The sequence below is a fragment of the Rhodoluna sp. genome (assembly GCF_036721215.1).
GTDB lineage: Bacteria > Actinomycetota > Actinomycetes > Actinomycetales > Microbacteriaceae > Rhodoluna.
The window spans coordinates 35,519-50,719 of the sequence record NZ_DAIMLM010000001.1 but is presented as its reverse complement, the minus strand read 5'-3'; the positions used below and the strand labels follow the sequence as shown (position 1 = coordinate 50,719).

Annotated in this window: 17 protein-coding genes; 13 read left to right on the top strand and 4 right to left on the bottom strand. The window is 48.4% G+C overall.

The features are described from left to right. Positions 1–7 precede the first annotated feature (7 nt). The gene (locus tag AC9UCN_RS00220) at positions 8–295 is read left to right on the top strand and encodes a glutaredoxin family protein (protein ID WP_509522787.1); all 288 of its coding nucleotides are present in this window, start codon (positions 8–10) and stop codon (positions 293–295) included. Here AC9UCN_RS00220 and aspS read toward each other — a convergent pair. Next, a complete protein-coding gene (gene aspS / locus AC9UCN_RS00215) occupies positions 292–1,599 on the bottom strand; it encodes an aspartate--tRNA(Asn) ligase (protein WP_509522786.1) in 1,308 nt (435 codons plus the stop codon). The genes AC9UCN_RS00220 and aspS overlap by 4 nt on opposite strands. A gap of 60 nt (positions 1,600–1,659) precedes the next feature. On the opposite strand from aspS, the gene AC9UCN_RS00210 reads away from it, so the two are divergent. From AC9UCN_RS00210 to ccsB, 5 genes are read left to right on the top strand one after another with little or no spacing between them, the layout of a single operon-like run. Continuing rightward, positions 1,660–2,301, top strand: coding sequence for a histidine phosphatase family protein (locus AC9UCN_RS00210; RefSeq protein ID WP_509522785.1), 642 nt, complete (start codon positions 1,660–1,662; stop codon positions 2,299–2,301). Continuing rightward, positions 2,298–2,885 (top strand): TlpA family protein disulfide reductase, encoded by a 588-nt coding sequence (locus tag AC9UCN_RS00205; protein WP_509522784.1) that lies wholly within the window; start codon positions 2,298–2,300, stop codon positions 2,883–2,885. Before AC9UCN_RS00210 ends, AC9UCN_RS00205 begins: the two co-directional genes overlap by 4 nt. Continuing rightward, positions 2,882–3,616, top strand: coding sequence for a cytochrome c biogenesis CcdA family protein (locus tag AC9UCN_RS00200; RefSeq protein ID WP_509522783.1), 735 nt, complete (start codon positions 2,882–2,884; stop codon positions 3,614–3,616). Before AC9UCN_RS00205 ends, AC9UCN_RS00200 begins: the two co-directional genes overlap by 4 nt. Beyond that, on the top strand, positions 3,594–5,123 hold the full coding sequence (gene resB / locus AC9UCN_RS00195; RefSeq protein ID WP_509522782.1) for a cytochrome c biogenesis protein ResB: 1,530 nt from the start codon (positions 3,594–3,596) through the stop codon (positions 5,121–5,123). The genes AC9UCN_RS00200 and resB overlap by 23 nt, the downstream gene beginning before the upstream one ends. Next, positions 5,120–6,031 carry a c-type cytochrome biogenesis protein CcsB gene (gene ccsB / locus AC9UCN_RS00190; protein WP_509522781.1) on the top strand — a complete coding sequence of 304 codons (912 nt, stop codon included), beginning with the start codon at positions 5,120–5,122 and terminating at the stop codon, positions 6,029–6,031. The genes resB and ccsB overlap by 4 nt, the downstream gene beginning before the upstream one ends. On the opposite strand, the gene AC9UCN_RS00185 is transcribed toward ccsB, so the two are convergent. Next, positions 6,020–7,015 carry an o-succinylbenzoate synthase gene (locus tag AC9UCN_RS00185; protein ID WP_509522780.1) on the bottom strand — a complete coding sequence of 332 codons (996 nt, stop codon included), beginning with the start codon at positions 7,013–7,015 and terminating at the stop codon, positions 6,020–6,022. The two genes, ccsB and AC9UCN_RS00185, sit on opposite strands and share 12 nt — an antisense overlap. Positions 7,016–7,032: 17 nt before the next feature. Between AC9UCN_RS00185 and AC9UCN_RS00180 the strand changes: the two genes are divergently transcribed. The 3 genes from AC9UCN_RS00180 to AC9UCN_RS00170 are packed head-to-tail and all read left to right on the top strand — an operon-like array spanning position 7,033 to position 9,939. Continuing rightward, positions 7,033–7,938 carry a 1,4-dihydroxy-2-naphthoyl-CoA synthase gene (locus AC9UCN_RS00180; protein ID WP_509522779.1) on the top strand — a complete coding sequence of 302 codons (906 nt, stop codon included), beginning with the start codon at positions 7,033–7,035 and terminating at the stop codon, positions 7,936–7,938. A 7-nt stretch (positions 7,939–7,945) separates the two neighbouring features. Beyond that, positions 7,946–9,058, top strand: a complete 1,113-nt coding sequence (locus AC9UCN_RS00175; protein WP_509522778.1) for an AMP-binding protein — start codon at positions 7,946–7,948, stop codon at positions 9,056–9,058. Continuing rightward, on the top strand, positions 9,055–9,939 hold the full coding sequence (locus AC9UCN_RS00170) for a 1,4-dihydroxy-2-naphthoate polyprenyltransferase (RefSeq protein ID WP_509522777.1): 885 nt from the start codon (positions 9,055–9,057) through the stop codon (positions 9,937–9,939). The genes AC9UCN_RS00175 and AC9UCN_RS00170 overlap by 4 nt, the downstream gene beginning before the upstream one ends. Here AC9UCN_RS00170 and AC9UCN_RS00165 read toward each other — a convergent pair. Beyond that, a complete protein-coding gene (locus AC9UCN_RS00165; protein ID WP_509522776.1) occupies positions 9,901–10,194 on the bottom strand; it encodes a DUF4229 domain-containing protein in 294 nt (97 codons plus the stop codon). The two genes, AC9UCN_RS00170 and AC9UCN_RS00165, sit on opposite strands and share 39 nt — an antisense overlap. Positions 10,195–10,233: 39 nt before the next feature. On the opposite strand from AC9UCN_RS00165, the gene AC9UCN_RS00160 reads away from it, so the two are divergent. Both AC9UCN_RS00160 and menD read left to right on the top strand, forming a co-directional pair. Further along, positions 10,234–10,593, top strand: a complete 360-nt coding sequence (locus AC9UCN_RS00160; protein WP_509522775.1) for a PLD nuclease N-terminal domain-containing protein — start codon at positions 10,234–10,236, stop codon at positions 10,591–10,593. A gap of 5 nt (positions 10,594–10,598) precedes the next feature. Beyond that, on the top strand, positions 10,599–12,167 hold the full coding sequence (gene menD / locus AC9UCN_RS00155) for a 2-succinyl-5-enolpyruvyl-6-hydroxy-3-cyclohexene-1-carboxylic-acid synthase (protein ID WP_509522774.1): 1,569 nt from the start codon (positions 10,599–10,601) through the stop codon (positions 12,165–12,167). On the opposite strand, the gene AC9UCN_RS00150 is transcribed toward menD, so the two are convergent. After that, on the bottom strand, positions 12,164–13,405 hold the full coding sequence (locus AC9UCN_RS00150; protein ID WP_509522773.1) for an isochorismate synthase: 1,242 nt from the start codon (positions 13,403–13,405) through the stop codon (positions 12,164–12,166). The genes menD and AC9UCN_RS00150 overlap by 4 nt on opposite strands. A 70-nt stretch (positions 13,406–13,475) precedes the next feature. Between AC9UCN_RS00150 and ubiE the strand changes: the two genes are divergently transcribed. Both ubiE and AC9UCN_RS00140 read left to right on the top strand, forming a co-directional pair. Beyond that, the gene (gene ubiE, locus AC9UCN_RS00145) at positions 13,476–14,177 is read left to right on the top strand and encodes a bifunctional demethylmenaquinone methyltransferase/2-methoxy-6-polyprenyl-1,4-benzoquinol methylase UbiE (protein ID WP_509522772.1); all 702 of its coding nucleotides are present in this window, start codon (positions 13,476–13,478) and stop codon (positions 14,175–14,177) included. Then, entirely contained in the window at positions 14,178–15,188 is a 1,011-nt protein-coding gene (locus AC9UCN_RS00140) for a polyprenyl synthetase family protein (protein WP_509522771.1), read from the top strand. Positions 15,189–15,201: the final 13 nt, after the last annotated feature.

Genomic DNA, 15,201 nt, shown 5'->3' with positions numbered 1-15,201 from the left:
TTAACCTGTGGCTACAGTAATTTCTCTCCAGCTTTTGACCAAACCGGGCTGTCATCTGTGCGATGAAGCCAGGATGGTTGTAGAAACGGTAGTTTCACAGTTTCGTAGCGTTCACGCTGGTGTGGCTGCCAACATTCAGGTTCAAATTTATGAAATCAACATCTTGGAAGATCAGGAGCTACTAAATCTTTATGGCGAGGAGATACCCGTTTTGCAAATAAATGGAAAAACCCATGGTTACTGGCGAATCGATCCAATTCGCCTGCTCGCAGCTCTCGAAGAAGCTGTTAGTTAGGGCTCTAGTCGGTTCGGTCCACGGAACAAGAAACCAACTTCACGAATACTTGGCTGATGCAACATCAGCATGATTACGCGAAGCAATCCCATTCCAAAGCCACCGTGGGTTGGAGCACCGTAACGGAAAAAGTCGATGTAAGTTTTTAGACCTTCTGGATCAAGCCCTTTTTGTTTAGCTTGCTCGATAAGAACATCAACGCGGTGCTCACGCTGGGCACCGGTAGTGATTTCTGTTCCACGCCAGATCAAGTCATAGCTCTTGGTGAGCTCGGGGTTTCCCTCGTGTCTCATGTGGTAGAACGGACGAACGGTGGATGGGTAGTCAGTTAGAAAAACAAACTCGTGGTTGAAAGTCTCGGCAACATGAGCCGCGATTTGTCTTTCACCTTCTGGGTCCATGTCGCCACCGCGAACTACCTCATGACCGCGGGCTTTCACGATGTCCACAGCTTCTTCAAGTGGGATTCTTGGGAAAGGCTTAGTTGGAACAACAACTTCGATATCAAATAGTCTCTTGATTTCTTCGCCATGAGATTCCTTGACGGCAGATATTGCAGCGACCATGAGCTCTTCTTGTATGTTCATAATGTCTTCGTGGGAATCAATCCAAGAAACTTCCATGTCGATTGATGTGAACTCAGTCGCGTGACGTGAAGTAAAGGAAGGGTCCGCTCTGAAAACTGGACCGATTTCAAAGATTCTTCCAAGCCCTGCCATCATGGCCATCTGCTTATAAAACTGTGGTGATTGGGCCAGGTAAGCGAAACCCTCAAAGTACTCGAGCTTGAATAGCTCCGCGTTGGACTCCGAAGCTGATGCCATCAGCTTCGGGGAGTGAATTTCGGTGAAACCGTTTGCTAGCCAGTAGCTTCGCCAAGCTGCCTCAATGGTGGTTTGAACCTTGAAAACCAGATTCATCTCTGGTCGACGCATGTCTAGAAAGCGCCAATCCAGCCTCTTGTCAATCGAAGTGTCATCGGCAATCGGGGTCTCTGGCTCAGAAAGAGTGACGATCTCTAGGTCATCCAGCTGGATTTCTAGACCGCCGAGCTTAACTCGTTCGTCGTGAACCAGGCGACCCTTCACCCAAATGAAGCTTCCGTTGGTAACAGTCGAAACTTTGTCGGCCAGTGCATCTTCATCCTGGGGTCTTGGGTAGGTGACCTGAACGTCGCCTGACTCATCCCTGAGAATGATGAATTGAATTCGTTTTTGGTCTCTGAGTTTTTCAACCCAACCACCTAGGACGACAGGACCATCTTTCATGGCCGCTAGGTCTTTTACTAAGTGTCTCTCGCGCATTAAATTTGCTTTCTTATTCTGGCTTAGGCCCCAAGTTTAGCGGAGGGTAGACTTAGTGTTATGCCCGCAACCCGTATCCATCTGGTGCGCCACGGGGAAGTACACAACCCCGATGGTGTGCTTTATGGGCGTTTGCCAAACTTTGGTTTGTCCCAGTTGGGGCACCAAATGGCCGAAGTCTCAGCCGACCACATCCGATCCAGCGGCGCCAAAGTATCTAGGCTCTTGGTTTCTCCACTTCAAAGAACTCTCGAATCAGCAAAGCCAATTGCTGAACGCTTCAATGTTCCAGTTGAAGTAGAAGACGAAATCATCGAGCCAGATAACATCTTTGAAGGTCACTCGGTGAGCCTGAAAACCATCGTTCGAAACCCTAGATTCTTGCTTCAGCTTCACAACCCTTTCCGACCATCCTGGGGAGAGCCCTTCCTTGAGATCCAGCGCCGGATGGTGGGCGCAATGGAAAGAGCCTGGTCAGAAACTGCCTCAGGCGAGGTAGTAATGGTGAGTCACCAGCTACCTATATGGATGGTGCACCGCTTCAGCCAGGGACAAAGACTCTCTCACGACCCGCGCCAAAGACGCTGTGATCTTTCGAGCATTACAAGCTTTGAATTCAGCGAAGGCTCCCTACGCGAGGTCTCCTACCAAGACCCAGCTAAGCCACTTCGCATGAAGGCAACCGATCGGGGTGCTGTTTGAAAAAAGCAGTCCTTTTGTTGATGCTTTCGGTATTTGTTTTAACCTCTTCCGGCTGCGCTACCGATTCACTGGCCGAACAGTTCCGCGAAGGTGACAACAAGAACTACATCGCAGGAGATGGCACAGTAACCGAATTTTCTTTGGGCTCAAGACCAAAAGCTGCTGATTGGTCTGGGGTTAGTGAAAGTGGAGACAACCTTTCAAGCGATCAACTAACTGGGGTAATCACGGTCATGAACTTTTGGTACGCCGGTTGTGCACCGTGCCGAGTCGAGATGCCCGAGCTAATTGAGTTACAAGATCAGTTTCTTTCCGACGAAGTTCAGTTCATTGGTGTCAACGTTAGAGACACAGCTGAGACAGCCCTAGCTTTTGCAAGACAAGTAGATCTGAATTTCCCATCGGTGATGGATGCCAAAACCGGATCTGTTGTTTTGGGATTCACCGGTGTAGTAACACCCCAAGCTGTGCCAACAACTTTGGTGATTGATTCCGAAGGGAATGTTTCTGCGAGAGTTCTTGGAAGAATTGATAAAGGAATTCTGGAAGAACTAATCAAGACCGTGGTCAGGGAGAAAAATTGAATCCCGCTGAAATAGTTCTAAACGGTTCACTTCTTGCGGCGATGCCACTTGCATTGCTAGCAGGTCTAATTTCATTTGTTTCACCATGCGTGTTGCCACTGGTTCCTGGGTACCTTGGGTACATCACTGGTGTTGCTGATGGCTCTGCCAAAAAATCAAGAATGATTATCGGTTCGTTGCTATTTGTGCTTGGTTTCACCGTCGTGTTTGTTTCATTTGGGGCACTGTTTGGTGGAATCGGAATGTTGATCTACATCAACAACCTGGCTTGGGTGCAGCAGGTGCTTGGAGTGATCATTATTTTGCTTGGACTGGTACTAATCGGTCAGTTCTCATTCCTGCAGCAAACTTTCAAAACTTCTCTGAAGCCAAAGATTGGTTTGGCTGGAGCACCGCTATTGGGTGTGGCATTTGGTCTAGGTTGGACGCCATGTATTGGTCCAACTCTTGCAGCTGTACTTACTCTTGCCTCTGATGCCGGTTCACCTGGTCGTGGCGCATTGCTGGCGTTTTTGTATTCAATTGGAATCGGATTGCCCTTTATTGCAATTGCCGCCGGGTTTGGTTGGGCTACCAAGTCCGTAAGTTTTGTGAAAAAACACATCAGAACTTTCAACATCGCCGGTGGAGTTGTTTTGATTGTTCTTGGTATCGCACTAGCTACCGGTCTCTGGATCGGATTCGCTTCTTGGCTTCAGGGGGTGTTCGGTGTCTTTACCCCAGCGCTATGACGCTCCTGACATAGGACTAACTGGTTGGTCCAGATGGATCTGGAGACAACTAACCAGCATGAAAACCGCTCTCATACTTCTTCTGCTTTTGGCAGCTGGAGCGGTACCAGGTTCGATCTATCCGCAGCGCTCTGCCGATCCAAATGGCGTTGCGCAGTTTTTTGATAACAACCCCGAGCTAGCACCGGTTCTAGATTTCTTCCAACTTTTTGATGTTTACGGATCAATCTGGTTCTCGGCAATTTACATCCTTCTTTTCACCTCATTGGTGGGATGTGTGCTTCCAAGAACCAAAGTGCACTATGACGCTCTGCGTCAAGAACCAGTCAAGACCCCAACATCTTTATCTCGCATGCCTGCATATCAAAAGTCCACTACCCCAAAGGGCCTAGACCCGGTTCAGGTAGGGATGAAGATCCTAAAGGGCAGAGGCTACCGAGTTATCAAGCGTGGTAACTCAATCAGCGCTGAAAAGGGCTACATGCGCGAAACCGGAAACTTGGTTTTTCATCTTTCTTTAGTTGGAGTGTTGATTGCTGTCGGCGTTGGTGGCGGCTACAGCTTCTCAGGCCAAAGAGTGTTGGCTGAGGGGGACACTTTTGTGAACAACCTCGCAGGCTTTGACTCTTTGTCGCCAGGTCTGTTTTTTAACCCAGAGACCTTGAAACCACTCAGCGTAACTTTGGAAAAATTTGAAGTCGACTATGACTTCACCAATGAAACCAACATTGGAGCCCCGCTAGATTTTCGTGCCACCGTTACCCGAAAAACCTCCCCTGAAGATCCAGGCGTAACCTCGGTAATCCAGGTAAATGCCCCGTTGGATGAGCCAGGTGCAAGCCTTTATCTAACAGGGCACGGCTACGCACCTGAGATCACCGTTCGAGATGCCAATGGCGACATTAGCTACTCCGGTGCGACTGTTTTTCTTCCTCAAGATAACAACATGACTTCGATTGGAATCATCAAGGTCCCAGATAATCAACCAGAGCAAATTGGAATTGTTGCCTTCTTCTATCCAACTGCGGCAGAGCTTTCAACCGGTGCTTACACTTCGATGTTTCCTGGGATTGTGAACCCACTGATTACGATGAATGTTTACACCGGTGATCTTGGATTAGATAGCGGTCAGTCTCTAAACGTCTATGCACTTGATACTGACCGACTCACTCAGGTTGCAGGACGGGATGCACCAACCCCTGGAGTAGTGCTCGAGCTGGGCCAAACCAAGGATCTCCCAAACGGACTAGGCACTGTAACTTTTGATGGCATTAAGAGATTTGCGTCTCTAGACATCGCACACAACCCCGGTCAGTTCTGGGTCTTGCTGTTTTCACTCCTTGCTTTGGCTGGAGTCATAGTTGGATTGATTACTCCCCGTCGAAGAGTTTGGGTTAAGAGCACGGCTTCAGGTTTTGAGGTCGCTGCACTTTCCAAGCGCGAGGATCCAAGACTTGAAGAAGTTGTTAGAGAATTGACACAAGAGATAAAAAAAGGAAGTAAATGAACTCCGTCGTCCTAAATGAAAGCCTGTCCCAGACCTCTTTACTGGTGGTTTTTGCTTCCATGCTGGTTTTCACCGCAGCTTTCTTGGTATCGGGTTGGCACCTTTCTAAAGCCGCTAGCAAGAAAGTCAAAGAGGTCAAGGCCTCATCGGCTCTAGAGCGCGTCGGGCTTTCTTTGGCAGTCATCGCAACCCTGGTTTTGGCCGCTGGCGTAATTCTCCGAGGAATTGCCGCCTCTAGAGTTCCCTGGTCAAATCTTTACGAGTACTCAATAACCGGTGCCTTGATATTGATGATGGTTTTCTTGATTTCTATGCGCGTTCCAGAAGTTCGAATTATGGCAACCTTCGTCGTTGGATTTGTGCTGTTGGTACTTGGCACCGCAGTCTCGCTGCTTTATGTTGAGGTTCAGTCGCTGATGCCAGCACTACAAAGCTTCTGGCTCGTGATTCACGTTTTGGTAGCACTTATGGCAACGGCTTTCTTTAGCATCGCAGCAGCACTGTCAGCTGCCTATCTACTAAAGACCGCGAACTGGGTTGAGAAAGCAAAATCAAAAGGAGTTGAAAACTTCAAGCGTGTGATGGGAATCTTTCCAAAGAAAGAAACTCTCGAGCAACTTGCCTATCGATTCAACATTGTTGGTTTCATTCTTTGGAGCTTTACGCTCATTGCAGGCGCAATTTGGGCAGAGCGTGCCTGGCACCGCTACTGGGGTTGGGATACCAAAGAGGTATGGACTTTTATAATTTGGACAATCTACGCCGGTTACCTACACGCTAATGCAACAAGAGGTTGGACAGGTAAGCGTGCGGTTTGGTTAGGACTTGTTGGTTTTGCTGCGGTTGTTTTCAACTTCACGATTGTGAACATGTTCTTCAAAGGGTTGCACGTTTACTCAGGACTCTAAGCCAAGAATTCTGGAGCATCGCTCCAACCTGGCGATCCACCAGTCATACCCGTGATCTTCTGCCTTCAATATCTCAAGCGATGAAGTATTGATCTCTGGTCGACGAAGTTCAAGGATTCCATTTTCTGGAATCAAGCGGTCAGTAGTTAGATCCCCACCAAAAAGGTAGCCCGTTCCAAGTCCAGCGTCATAATTTAATTCCGGAAGACAGCCAGCGAAGTGCAATTCAGCAGCTAAACCAATTGAAGACTGCATCGCACTTGAGGCGCAGATTCTAAGCTTTGAAGAATTGGCAACAGCTAGCGCGTTATTGATTCCGCCAAGAGGGGCACTTTTTAGAACAAGTAAGTCGGCAGCTCCCGCAAGTTCAACAGCCAGCGGGTCGGAAGCTCTCCTAACTGATTCGTCGGCGGCAACCAATACTTTTTGCCCGCGCCTAGACATCTCAATTCGAAGTACAGCTAGTTCGGCGATTGTTGCAACCGGCTGCTCAAAGAATTCAAGATCAATTGAATTACTTTGTAGCTCCGCGAGCAGCTCTAGCGCCTGATGAACTTTGTATCCACCATTAGCATCTACTCGCAACTTAGCGTCGGGGTATAACCGTTTAGTTTCTAGAATTCGAGCAAGATCGTCAGTAGTGGTTTGTTTTGGGTCCGCTACTTTGATCTTCACAGTTGCAAACTTTCCTGCGCGGCCGAGCACTTTGGCCACTTCTTCAGTTGGAACCGCAGGCAAAATGGCGTTTACGGGAACCAGTTTTCTTACAGGTTCCGGAACCGATTCATAGCCCCACTCGATGGCTGCTTGTAACCAGGAGGCGGCTTCCTCATCTTCATACTCAGTGAAGGCCGCCCATTCACTCCAGCCATTGGGGCCTTCAAAGACCAGCAGCTCTCGCTCAGTTAGTCCGCGGAATTTGGTGCGTAGCGGAATGCTCACAACCTTGGCGGTAGCAACTAAGTCATTCAGGCGAGGTTTCACATTGTTAGTCTAGAAGCATGGCAAATCAAGTTTCTGAGCTTTTCGACGCCAGCATTTGGCACCAAGTGCAAGGTTTTGAGAAGCAGACAGACATCACTTATCACCAGCACAACTCATTGGGCGTGGTGCGAATTGCCTTTAACCGCCCTGAAGTACGCAATGCCTTTAGACCCAAAACAGTAGACGAGCTCGCAGCTAGCCTCGAGCACGCCAGAACCAATTCAAAAGTCGGCGTTGTTTTGCTAACCGGTAACGGCCCATCCGCAAAAGATGGTGGCTGGGCGTTTTCTAGTGGCGGCGATCAAAGGGTTCGCGGCAAGGACGGATACCAGTACGCCGATGATGAGCAGAACCTAGACCCTGAATACTCAGGCCGCCTTCACATCCTCGAGGTCCAAAGACTGATTCGCTTTATGCCCAAGGTTGTCATTGCTCTGGTCCCAGGCTGGGCAGCAGGTGGCGGACATTCATTGAACGTGGTTTGCGATCTCAGCATCGCAAGCATCGAGCACGCCAAGTTCAAGCAAACTGATGCGGATGTTGGATCCTTCGATGGTGGATTTGGAAGCGCCTATCTAGCCCGCCAGGCTGGACAAAAGTTTGCTCGAGAAATCTTCTTCTTAGGCCAAGAGTATGACGCCAAGAAAGCAGTGAGCATGGGGGTAGTGAACCTTGCGGTAGCGCACAAAGACTTGGAAAAAGTAGGACTCGAATGGGCTGCAGAAATAATGAGAAAGTCACCCACTTCGATTCGAATGCTGAAGTATGCGATGAATGCAGTTGATGATGGCCTTGTCGGACAACAGCTGTTTGCAGGCGAAGCAACCAGGCTGGCTTACGCAACTGAAGAAGCAGCTGAAGGCAAAAACGCATTCTTGGAAAAGCGCGCTCCAAACTGGGCGCCGTATCCTTGGCACTTCTAATCAAAAAATGCCCAAGCCATTATTCGTAGTTCCTGCTAACGAGACCGTTAAGGCTTTGCAGGTAATGATCGACGTTCTCGCTTCCAAGAAAGCTATCTTTGTTTGCCCACCTGCCATAAACGGTGTGATGCCAGAATTCGATCCAACTCCAGAGTTTGTTGACGATCCGATAGCTTGCGTGGTTGAGAGCTCTGGATCTACTGGAGCCCCAAAGAGAATCTCAATTTCACTCAAAGCACTCGAGCACGCGGCAACTTACGGGCAGGAAAGATTGGGCCCCGCCGGTCAGTGGCTATTGGCCCTGCCGATTAACTTCATTGCCGGTCAGCAAGTTTTATTGCGATCGGTTCTTGCAGACACTCAACCGGTGATGATGAATACTGCTTTACCATTTACTGCTGAGGCATTTTTTCGATCAGCAAACTTGCTAAGTCACAGCAACAAGTACACCTCCCTTGTTCCAACCCAGTTGGCAAAGCTAGTTGCTGCTTGCGAGAGCGATAAAGCACTACTCGAGGTCCTTAGGGGCTTCCGAGCGATTTTAGTAGGCGGGCAGGCAACTGCGTTAGAGCTTCAAGAACGCGCTCTTGCATTAGGCCTCAAAGTAGTTATCAGTTACGGCATGACTGAAACTTCCGGCGGGAGCGTATATGACGGAATTCCTCTTGAGGGAGTCAGGCTGAAAATTGCACCAGATGGCAGATTGCTTATCCAGGGCAAAACTTTGGCTGAAGATCAAGATGATTGGATCTTTACCAATGACCTTGCTGAGCTTTCCGAGAGCGGCAAGTTAGTGATCTTGGGTAGAGCTGATCGGGTCATCATTTCTGGTGGACTAAAAGTTTCACTCGATCGAGTCGAATACCTAGGTTCTGAGCTTCCAGGCGTTGAAGAAATTTCAGCGGTATCGATAAGCGATGAAACCTGGGGAGAGCGAGTTGGTGTTTGTTACGTTGGTTCTCCAGAAGTTGCTGATGACATCGCAAATCAACTTGCTGCACTCTTAGGACCAGCCGGCAAGCCAGTAAGGGTTATCAGAGTTGATAAACTTCCAAGGCTTGCAACATCCAAAATAGATACCCTCTCGGTTTCAAAGTTGTTTTCTCAGGAGTCAATTTGAATAACAAAAACATGCGCCTCTGGATTGAAGGAGCAAGACTTCGTACCCTTCCGCTCGCGATTGCACCGGTAGCAATTGGAGCTGGAGCTGCCGATGCCGCTCAGCGCTTTGACTTACTGCTATCTGCTCTTGCACTAGGCGTTGCTTTGTTTTTGCAAATAGGCGTCAACTTCGCAAACGATTACTCTGATGGTATTCGCGGAACAGATGATAAGCGCGTTGGGCCACTAAGGCTGACCGGGTCAAAATCCGTCAAGCCAGAGTCAGTGAAAACGGCTGCAATGATGTTTTTTATTTTGGCAGCGGCAAGTGGTTTTGAGATTGTTGTCATAACCGGACAGTGGTGGCTAATTGCTGTTGGGTTGTTATCGATTGTTGCCGCCTGGTTCTACACCGGAGGAAAAAACCCTTACGGTTACGCAGGCTTTGGTGAGATTGCAGTCTTTGTTTTCTTTGGGTTAGTGGCAACAATAGGAACCGCCTATGTGCAGATCGGTTTTGTGGATCTCAACTCGATACTTGGAGGTATTGCCGCAGGAAGTTTTGCCGCTGCAGTGTTGATGGTAAACAACATACGCGACATTGAAACCGACAAGATTGCTTCCAAAAACACGCTCGCAGTTCGGATGGGGGCGAAGGGGGCGAAAAGATTTTTCATTTTCATGATCTGGTTCCCGTTTGTGATTCTCTTTTTCTTCACACTGTTTTATCCAGCTAGCTTTTTGGCCTATGGAGCGCTTTTTCTGGTGGCCCCAGCAACCCTTATTGTTTTGACAGCCAAGACGGCCAAGGAGCTTGTTTTGGTTCTGAAGCTAACCAGCTTTGCAGCGCTGACTTACGCGCTACTTCTCACCCTCGGTCTTGTTATCGTCTTTTTCTAAATCGAGAATTCTGTTCTCAAGGTCGGCGTCGGTGTCTGGAACAGCCGAGTTGTTATCTTTTCCGAATTTCTTGTAGATCTCTTTGGAAAGCTCATCTCGCTGCTTCTGCAAAAATACTAGGGAAGCCGCCAACGCTAGGGCTCCAGAAACCAGAGCGGAATAGAGCCAATCGAACCCAAGAACGAGGAAAATCGCCAAGAAGAGCGCGAATAGACCCAATCGAGCAGCAATGAAGACTATCCAAGGATTTTTCATAGTTTCATTCTAAGTTTGTATCTGGCTTAGAGTTAAACCATGGTCAGATCACTCTTATTCATTTTTGCCGCTTGGTTGCTATTCACTGTTTTCGTGACTGTTTTTGCTGCCAGCGCCAAAAAGAATGAAGTTAGAAACCTGCCCAAGTGGGCCTGGATTGTGATTTGCCTATTTGTTCCAATCGTTGGCGGATTGCTTTACCTAGTGCTAGGTAGACCCAGTGGTGGTCCAAAGAATCGCTTTGGAAGAACCAAGATTGTTGCCCCAGATGACGACCCTTCGTTTTTGAGGGACCTCTCGGAGAAACTTGACAAGCAAAAGCCCGAATCGGAAGAGCCAGAAGCAAAAACCGACCCGGACGAGGATTCTGGCGATAGTGCCGGTAAGGACAAGTCCTAACTCCAATGCACTCAGCAGCTCAAGTTTTCTCAGCAAACCTCCTCGCAGCTTTATCGGAACTAGAAGTTCAGGAAGTGTTTCTCTCACCTGGATCTAGGTCGCAATCTCTTGCTATTGCAGCTCAACAGCTTCACGATGCCAATCGGTTAGTTCTTCGAGTTCGAATCGACGAACGCTCGATGGCCTTCACTGCACTCGGTGCAGCCAAAGCAAGTGGTAGACCAGTTGCGATAATCACAACATCTGGAACGGCTGTAGCAAACTTACTTCCGGCTGTTCTGGAGGCAAGCCACAGCGGAGTTCCACTTATCTTGCTAACTGCCGATCGTCCAGCAGAACTTCGTGGAGTGGGAGCCAACCAAACCACCAATCAAGTTGGCATGTTTGGAGACGCGGTCAGGTCCTGCATAGACGTCGAAGCGCCAACTGATCCAGTGGACACAAACTTCGTCAAAGAACTTGCAGAAAAGGCTGTTGCAACAGCACTTGGAATAAACCAAGAATTTCACGGACCAGTGCACCTAAATCTTTGCTATAGAGAACCGCTATCTGCTGCAGAACCAAATGCAAGTGATCTTTATCCTGGTGCAAGGCTAAGTGAACAGGACAACTACCAACCAAGCTTTGCAGTCCTAACTGGAGAAAAGAAAACGATCTTGGTGGCAGGTGCCGAAGCAGGAGTTGAAGCTCTTGAAGCTGGGGAAGCATTCGGCTGGCCTGTATTTGCAGAACCAAGTTCTAGGTGCCGAATTGGAGCTAATGCGATTATTGGTTATCCGTCTCTTCTAGAAGAAGAAAAAGACCTAGCCGATGGAATCCAGCGCGTGGTGGTTTATGGAAAACCTACCCTTAGCCGCCAGGTGCAAAAACTAATTGCACGAAAAGATATTGAACTAGTTGTAATCAAATCCAAATTGATGGGACCGTTTAATCCATACGGCAATGCTGCAGAAATTGTTGACGAGATCACAGTCAATGGCGAAGTAAGTAATGACTGGTTAGCCAGGTGGCGTGTAGCCTCACACAACTGGCTTTCGGTTCAAGAAACCAGCAAGTCACTTGATCGCAGAAACATTATTGAAACCGTCTATGACGCCAGCGAAATCGACGACACTATCGTTCTTGGCGCTTCTCGAATGATTCGCGAAGCCGACACTTGGGCTCCAGCCAAGGCGATTCAGGTTTTTGCAAATAGGGGATTGGCTGGAATCGATGGAACCATCGCAACAGCCACCGGTATTGCTCTTGGTGGCGAGGGGTCATTCACACGCGCAATAATCGGGGACCTAACCTTGCTTCACGATGCATCTTCGATGATTGAAGACGTAGAAGAGGATATCAACTTGCAGTTGATTATGGTCAATGATCAAGGTGGGTCCTTATTTGAAAAACTTGAAGTGAGAAATGTTGTTGAAGAAGCGGTCTTTGATCGAGTATTTAGGACAGGTCAAAAAGTAGATTATTGGTCTTTAGCAAACGCTTATGGCTTTAGTTATTTCTGCCCAACTAACGAAGTTGAACTACGAAGTGCAATCACCACCACGGGACGAGTGCTAATCGAGATAAAGCTCTAACTTAGTGCGCCGCGAATCGGAGTGAACTTAAGTTCAGTTTCTTCCAGCTCATCTTGTGGATCTGATTCGGCAACCAACCCACATCCCGCAAATGCAGTAACAACGTTTTGCTCGATGTAGCCACCGCGAATTGCGATTGCCCACTCTCCGTCTCCATCAGCCCCAATCCAACCAACCGGTCCCGCGTATCCACCGCGATCGAAAGGTTCTAGTTCGATTATGAGATCTTGTGCGGCTTTACGAGATGTCCCTGCAACGGCAGCGGTGGGATGCAAGTAGGCAGCCAAATCCAAAACAGAAATGTTCTTCTTTAGCTTTCCGTAAACGTCACTGGCAAGGTGCCAAACATCAGGCAGCGCCAAAGTGAATGGCTTCTCATCAGTATCAACTGTTGTGCAAAACGGTGAAAGCTCTTGAACCATTGATTCAACCGCGAACTGGTGTTCGTGCAAATTCTTTTCAGATACCAAAAGGCCAGCGGCGATATCCTGATCCGCTTGCTCGGAAGCACCTCTAGCCGCTGTTCCTGCCAGAACCCTGGCCGAAACCTGTCCGTGGGAAACGCGAACTAGAAGCTCCGGTGAGGCACCAAAGTTTCCCGCCACGCTATAGACCCAGCAGCTTGGGTACCTCACAGCGAGGTTCCTAAGAGCTGTTCGAAGATCGAAACCAGAAGGTAGCTGGGCAACTATGTCTCTTGCCAATACAACCTTTTGAATGCGACCTGCTCTGATTTTCTCGATTGCGGCTTCGGCTTGGCTTAAAAACATTTCAGCGCTCATCGCACCGTCATAGAACTTCAACTTCTCGTTGACTCGGTAACTTGCTGGTTGAGTCAGAAAATCAGCACTGATTGAATCTTCGCCTTCGGGAAGAATCTCTGTAATCCAGCTGCGGCCATCTCTAGTTCCAAGAACCAGTCTTGGCACCACTAGAACTGAGTTGATTGTGCTGTCTTCTGAGAAGGTAACTGATCCAAAAGCTACGAGACCCGTGCATTGAATTCTGAGCGAATCAGTTACTTCTGCAAGTGATACCTGGTCGCGCCAGATGCCGGCAAGCTCTGAGATTCGGTTTGGACCTGAGGTTTCAAATCGAGCCACCTCGCCAAACCCAACAATTCCTTGACCGCCGCGAATGAAAACGGTGCCGTCTTCTGGAAAGTGTTTGGTGATGTCGAAACCTTCGGGCGTGGCAATCTCGCGCGTTAGAACGCGGAGTTTTCCAAGTTTTGACATTCAAACCAGTTCTGATTGGGGCCAAATATGGCCGACTCTCTAAATTCTAAGTCAAAGCTAAGATTGAATAGTGAGTAAAGCTGACCTATCCAAAAAACCGCAACAGGTAGCGGAGATGTTTGATGGGGTAGCAAAAAACTACGATAAAGCCAATGATTTACTCTCCTTCGGCTCAGCCCGAATCTGGCGCAAAAAGGTTGCCAAACTAGTAAATTCCCAACCTGGTCAAACCATTCTGGATCTCGCCGCGGGCACCGGATCTTCCTCAATTGTCTTTCTGCGCGAGGGCGTCAAAGTAGTAGCAGCTGACTTTTCCAATGGCATGCTCGAAGAGGGAAGAAAAAGGCATCCTGAGCTGGAGTTTGTTTACGCTGATGCGTCAGCACTTCCTTTTGCGGACGGGGAGTTTGACACCGTAACTATTTCCTTTGGAATTAGAAACGTCGAGAAAATCGAGGTTGCGCTTGCTGAAATGCTTCGGGTTCTAAAGCCAGGTGGGAAGTTAGTGGTTTGTGAATTCTCCAGGATCCCTAACGGTTTTCTACACAGTCTTTACCGCTTCTATCTGCGGAACATTCTTCCAACCCTGTCGGCCATGGTGAGTAAGACTCCAGAAGCTTATGGCTACTTAGCTGAATCAATCGATGCCTGGCCAAGCCAGCAGGAGTTAGTAAAGATTATTGAATCGGCTGGTTTTGAATCCGTAAGTTATCTAAACCAAACTCTTGGCATAGTTGCCATCCACAGCGGTTTCAAACCGAAGGCGGTCTAGATGGCGCGCACATCTCTACCAAGACAACTAAGGAAAGTTGCTGATAAAGAACTTCTAGAGAAGCTTGAAATTGGCTTAGACAAAGTTGAGCTGCAGTTAGTAGAGTCCGTAAAACACACCGACCCGATTGCAAAGGTAACCACCCGTCACTTAATTGACGCCGGTGGAAAAAGAATTAGACCGACCTTAGTTCTTCTAACTTCGCAGCTTGGTGAGGCTAACCTCGACGAAGTTGTTCAAGCTGCAGTCGTTGTAGAGCTAACTCACATTGGAACGCTGTATCACGATGATGTTATGGACGATGCACCTAGAAGAAGGGGCGTTGATTCGGCTCACGAAATTTGGGGAAACAACGTTGCAATTTTGACTGGTGATTTGCTTTTTGCAAGAGCTTCGCAATTAGTTTCTAAGTTGGGCCAAAAGGCACTTACCTTGCAGGCAGACACTTTCGAAAGACTTTGCCTCGGTCAACTAAATGAAACTGTTGGCCCACAAGAAGGCCAAGATCCAATCGAGCACTATCTACATGTTCTTGCAGATAAAACTGGATCTCTTATTTCGGCATCTGCTGAGCTCGGAGTTATTTTCTCCGGTGCGGATCAAGCCCTGCGCGAGCCAGTAAGAAAATACGGTGAAGCAATCGGCGTAGCTTTCCAACTAATTGATGATTACATCGATCTACAATCTGACGGTTCGGTCTCGGGTAAGACTCCAGGAACTGACCTTCGTGCGGGCGTTCCAACCCTTCCTGTTATGTATTTACGACAGGAAGCCAAGAGTGATTTGGAAGCAGCCAAGTTGATTGAGATAATTGACTCCGGCCTCGACGATGAAGCCAAACTCCAGACCGTACTCAAAGCCCTTCGGGATCATCCCGTAACGGAGCGAACTTACCAGGAAGCCAAGAGATGGGCAGCTGAGGCAATCAGTGCACTGGAAGAATTACCAAAGGGTCCAGTTCGTGAAGCACTGACCTCTTTCGCCGAAGCAGTTATAGAACGCAGCAACTAAGTTTTTAGTAAAT

Coding starts and splice junctions, on each gene's coding strand:
- aspS (WP_509522786.1), bottom strand. CDS start 1,599: ATGCGCGAGAGACACTTAGTAAAAGACCTAGCGGCCATGAAAGATGGT.
- AC9UCN_RS00210 (WP_509522785.1), top strand. CDS start 1,660: ATGCCCGCAACCCGTATCCATCTGGTGCGCCACGGGGAAGTACACAAC.
- ccsB (WP_509522781.1), top strand. CDS start 5,120: ATGAACTCCGTCGTCCTAAATGAAAGCCTGTCCCAGACCTCTTTACTG.
- AC9UCN_RS00180 (WP_509522779.1), top strand. CDS start 7,033: ATGGCAAATCAAGTTTCTGAGCTTTTCGACGCCAGCATTTGGCACCAA.
- AC9UCN_RS00175 (WP_509522778.1), top strand. CDS start 7,946: ATGCCCAAGCCATTATTCGTAGTTCCTGCTAACGAGACCGTTAAGGCT.
- AC9UCN_RS00165 (WP_509522776.1), bottom strand. CDS start 10,194: ATGAAAAATCCTTGGATAGTCTTCATTGCTGCTCGATTGGGTCTATTC.
- AC9UCN_RS00160 (WP_509522775.1), top strand. CDS start 10,234: ATGGTCAGATCACTCTTATTCATTTTTGCCGCTTGGTTGCTATTCACT.
- menD (WP_509522774.1), top strand. CDS start 10,599: ATGCACTCAGCAGCTCAAGTTTTCTCAGCAAACCTCCTCGCAGCTTTA.
- AC9UCN_RS00150 (WP_509522773.1), bottom strand. CDS start 13,405: ATGTCAAAACTTGGAAAACTCCGCGTTCTAACGCGCGAGATTGCCACG.
- AC9UCN_RS00140 (WP_509522771.1), top strand. CDS start 14,178: ATGGCGCGCACATCTCTACCAAGACAACTAAGGAAAGTTGCTGATAAA.